Origin of the sequence: Rhodococcus sp. FH8 (genome assembly GCF_019266085.1) — a bacterium.
In the GTDB taxonomy this organism is placed as follows: domain Bacteria; phylum Actinomycetota; class Actinomycetes; order Mycobacteriales; family Mycobacteriaceae; genus Rhodococcus_F; species Rhodococcus_F qingshengii.
On sequence record NZ_LPNQ01000034.1, the window covers coordinates 1 to 4,160 of the forward strand.

At 54.5% G+C, this 4,160-nt stretch carries 4 protein-coding genes and 1 pseudogene; 4 read left to right on the forward strand and 1 reads right to left on the reverse strand.

The annotated features are described in order from the left end of the window. The 4 genes from ATN38_RS00300 to ATN38_RS00315 form a co-directional block, all read left to right on the forward strand. Positions 1-219, forward strand: a 219-nt coding sequence (locus ATN38_RS00300) for a transposase (RefSeq protein WP_374104611.1), incomplete at its 5' end; no start/stop codon positions are given. 38 nt (positions 220-257) lie between these two features. Next, the gene (locus tag ATN38_RS00305) at positions 258-605 is read left to right on the forward strand and encodes a DUF3024 domain-containing protein (RefSeq protein ID WP_218747387.1); all 348 of its coding nucleotides are present in this window, start codon (positions 258-260) and stop codon (positions 603-605) included. 989 nt (positions 606-1,594) lie between these two features. After that, the gene (locus ATN38_RS00310) at positions 1,595-2,332 is read left to right on the forward strand and encodes a hypothetical protein (RefSeq protein WP_218747389.1); all 738 of its coding nucleotides are present in this window, start codon (positions 1,595-1,597) and stop codon (positions 2,330-2,332) included. Positions 2,333-2,334: 2 nt separating this feature from the next. Then, positions 2,335-2,817, forward strand: coding sequence for a Panacea domain-containing protein (locus ATN38_RS00315; protein ID WP_218747390.1), 483 nt, complete (start codon positions 2,335-2,337; stop codon positions 2,815-2,817). Between the two features lie 544 nt (positions 2,818-3,361). Here ATN38_RS00315 and ATN38_RS00320 read toward each other — a convergent pair. Further along, positions 3,362-4,066, reverse strand: a pseudogene (locus tag ATN38_RS00320) (type ISP restriction/modification enzyme); the annotation flags it as partial. Positions 4,067-4,160 lie beyond the last annotated feature (94 nt).

The window sequence follows — 4,160 nt, forward strand, 5'->3', positions numbered from 1 at the left end:
TTTTGCGCCCCGCATCATCCGTGGCAACGAGGGACGAACGAAAATACGAACGGGCTCCTGCGCCAGTACCTGCGCAAGAACGCTGACCTGCGCACTTTCAGCCAGGAGGACCTGAATTCGATCGCGGTAAGACTCAACAATCGGCCTCGTCGGGTGCTCGACTGGAACAGTCCACGCCAACGAGAAGACCAGGTGCTCGGCTCCTCCGCAGTTGGATAGCAAAGCTGGCCATAACGGCGGTTGGCATGATGATGGTCATGGCTGCCACCGGACTCCCCGAACTCGATGTCGCCCGTATCGTGAAGTACTGCGCCAGTAGAGTTCCCGATCGTCTGCGTCATGAGATTCGGGTCGAATGCGACATCGCGCCGCGCCATGTCACGATCTGCGAATGCCGGCCGCCGTGGCGTGAGGACTTCGGACCGGAGTGGACGCGATTCCCGATCGCCCGCCTGTCTTACACGAAGAAAACCGGGCTGTGGACTCTGTATTGGCGGGACCGGCACCTCAAATTTCACCGCTACCAGTTCTTGGATCCGAGCCCTCACGTTCAGGATTTGCTCGATCACATCGAAAACGGTGGCGATCCGATCTTCTGGGGCTGATCCGTTATCGTCGGTGATGCGTTGACCTATTGAGACCAAGATCTATTCTCGACAAGAAGTGCATTCCGCTCATCAAGGACACGGCCAGTGCTGACGCGGGGGTGGCCGACGAAGTATCCGGTTCAAGCCGCGGTACTCATAGGTCCGAAACGTCCCACAAGTCGCCACATCACTCAATCGTGAGACTCTAGTTTTGGTATGTCCTTCTGAGACGCAGTGGGCTGGACCAACACCTGATCCCACGCAGAACGAGCGGATGTCTCAATTCCAAGGAATTGCGACATGTCCGCGCTGGGTGTTCGGCTACTTCTGTCAAGCCCGGGCGCAGAGCTTCCGATAGTGACACGAGTGCAGGGGTCCGGCACTTGGGATCAGGAAACTCAGCCAATTCTTCGCCAACGCGGACTTCCATCAGATGCTGATCGGATACCTGAGGGGAGCCTATGACGACTTCCGCGCTGACATGTCACGGGAGTGCTACGGGATTCATCGGGTAGGGAGTTTCTGGGGATCAGCGGCAGACCGTGAAAGTCTTTGAAGTATTGCCTGCAGTACTCCAGTGACCAGTCAGAAAGGGATCTCCTGGGCTCTGAACTGTGAAATTAGTTGGCGTGAGTAGACTCATGCCCGGCCATTTCGCGGGCCAAACGAGGCCAATTTGAGGCCAGAGTCTATGATGAAGACCTTGTTAAATGAGGACCTCGCTCTAAATATTGTTCCATCCATCCTTCTCAGCATCCGCAAAGGCCTACATATGATCGCGTAGGCATTGTTGGCGCCCCGGCAAAGTGACAGAAGGGCCAGCAAGATTGACTCCAGATTCAGACTCGACTCCAGATTCAGACCCGACGCCCTTCCTTGACTTGCGGCGGTATCTATGGCGGGTCACTGGGCCTTACGGCTCAGACTGGTTCCTTGGCGCATCGACAGTGCTGTTAGCTATCCCCACCTTCTTTATAATTGCTCCGCAATCTACGTGGGCTATCCCAATGACCGATATAACCTTCAATCGAGCCAAGGGACTGCTATTCGTTGCTGCTATTATGATGGTCATCATCGGCATCATATGGTCCGTTGTATACAACAGGTCTCAAAAAGACTTACAAGGCATAAATAGCACTCTTGACGATGAACTATCTAAGATGACGGCCGACCGAGATAATCACGTCGACACAATTAACGGGATGGTTATAACTATCTCTGATATGTACGCGAGCCTTCTCCGGAGGCTTGCTGAAAATTGCAGCATTACAGAACCTCACCGACTGAGCCTTTACGACTCAGCTGACTCGAACTACTTTAAACTCTACAGTCGCTATGCTTCGGATCCGGAAAGGTCTGGCCTGACCGCCGACGAACTGACTAAACCTAAAGGTAAAGGTTGTCTCGGATTGGCCTGGGCTGAAGGAAAATGTTCCCGTATATTCTCAGAGCACAAGTCAACATATAAACGGGAACATCGTGATTTGGGGTATTTGGACGACGAAATAAATGGATTCACCATGCGCCCTCGGGTTGTCTTTGGGATTCGGTTCCCGCAAGGCTCACAGAATACCTACGGCGGGGTTCTTGTCGTTGAGTTGCAGAACAAGGTGACACAAGTGCAACTCGACACGCTCATCGAACAGGTCGAAAAGTCTGCGACTTGGGGTAACATTGCAAGTGCGTACAAGAGCCTTCCAACAGCAATTGATCGCAGCACCAGCCCTTCCGAGAGGGGGTTCTGATCATGTTGACTAACACAGATGAACGTAAAGTCGAGCTGATGCTCGCCTATTTGTGTGAAAATTACCCACATAAACACGAACTCTCCAAGGCTCGCATAACCAAGATGCTCTACCTCGCAGACTGGCGCTCTAGTATCACCATTGGGCATCAGCTATCCTCCATTTCTTGGAAGTTCAATCACTATGGCCCGTACGTGGACGACACCCGCGACATTGCTGACAGGTCCACTCTGCTCGCAGTAGAGGAGACTGAGAATATGTATGGCCGCCCGAAGACGTTGATCGCACGATCTGGTCAACCTGTTGATTTTGAATCCTTAACCGAAGTTGAGCGCAAAATTCTAGACCACGTCATCAATTCGACGGAGGATCTTTATTGGAATGATTTTATTGCGCTTGTATACAAGACCTACCCGGTAGCTAACAGTGAGAGAGGAACTGTGCTCGACCTGCCTTCGCTCGCTAAAGCCTATAATGCTTCATGAGTACTCTTGGATCCCAAATGTCCCAGGGAAGAAGAGAAGTTGGAGTCGGGGAATTTCCTTGGAGGGCTATATCTCACAGCATTCGACTCGATCGTGAACGTCTTGGTCTGCGCCGGCGATCGCTCGGTACAGCTCCCCGACCTGGCCGCGCCCCCACTGTTGACGCCTACGCCCTCGCAGACGATAGTGACCTCCCGCCCGACGTGCAACGCAACCGGGCGGAGCACGTCAGGCTCAAACGAGATGACCGACCCAACGAGGAGCTCGAGCTGTTGCTGGAATGCGTCGATCTCTCCGAACGGCCGGGAACCCTCGGGGGCGGGATGCCGGCCGTGTAGCGGAAGGTCAAAGCGCAGGCAATGTTGGCGGCATCGCTGCAGTGACTCTGCCGGACCGGCCCGGTCCACGATACGCCGGGAGCTCTCTAATCCAATGCGTTCGATGAAACTACTGATAAATACCTATTTCTAACAATCTAGATTGTTAGAGTCGACGTCTGCCGGAGGATCGGCCCTTGTCTGTGGCCGATTCCTCCGGCTTCTCCTTATGCGAGTGAGTCGACGATTTTCATCGTCTCGACTGCCACCGTGGTGACGCGCTTGATCAGGTCAACGATGTAGGTGGGGTAATCGTGTTCGTCGCACCAGTCGTTGGGGTCATTGACAATGCCCGAGGCTTTGTCGGTCTTGACTTGGTAGCGGTCGATGATCCATGCCAGCGCCGATCGCGAGGCGAGCATGTACCGATCGGCATCCTCTGGGATGCCAGAGATGGTGACCTTCGGGTTGTAGATGATGGTGGTGCGGTCGTCTACATTCTTTCCGGTATCGGGGTCTTTTTTCTTGTCCCACTTCATCTTCGCTATCCGCCACGTTTCACGGTCTGCGTCTGATGATCCTGACTTGAGTTGTACGTCAAGGGGATACGGATCGACCGTCTCGTAGTCGACGTGCAGATCTGCCAGGCGGCGACCGGCCGATACCAACTCCTCAAAACGCTCGCTGGTCTCGGGTGTCGGGATGTGCGGAAGCATCTTCTTCAGATCGGATGCGTATGCGTTCCGGTACGCCGGATCATGGAGGAGGCCGTAGACGTAGAAGAAGATGTCGTCCTTGGTCACCTGATCGCCGACAGCCTTACAGTAGAGCGCGAGAATGCCGTCGGTGACGTTGTCGACGCGCCGGTAACCCCACTCGTCGACCTCGGCTGTGCCGGTTGTCGACGGCCATCGTAAGCTCCCCACTGGCGGCCATTTATGGCGCATTTTGTGGCCATGGTTTCTCCCCGCGTACGGCCAGATAGTTCCCCACCTGCTGTGAGTCAGATTCGGTCCCGGCAACGCT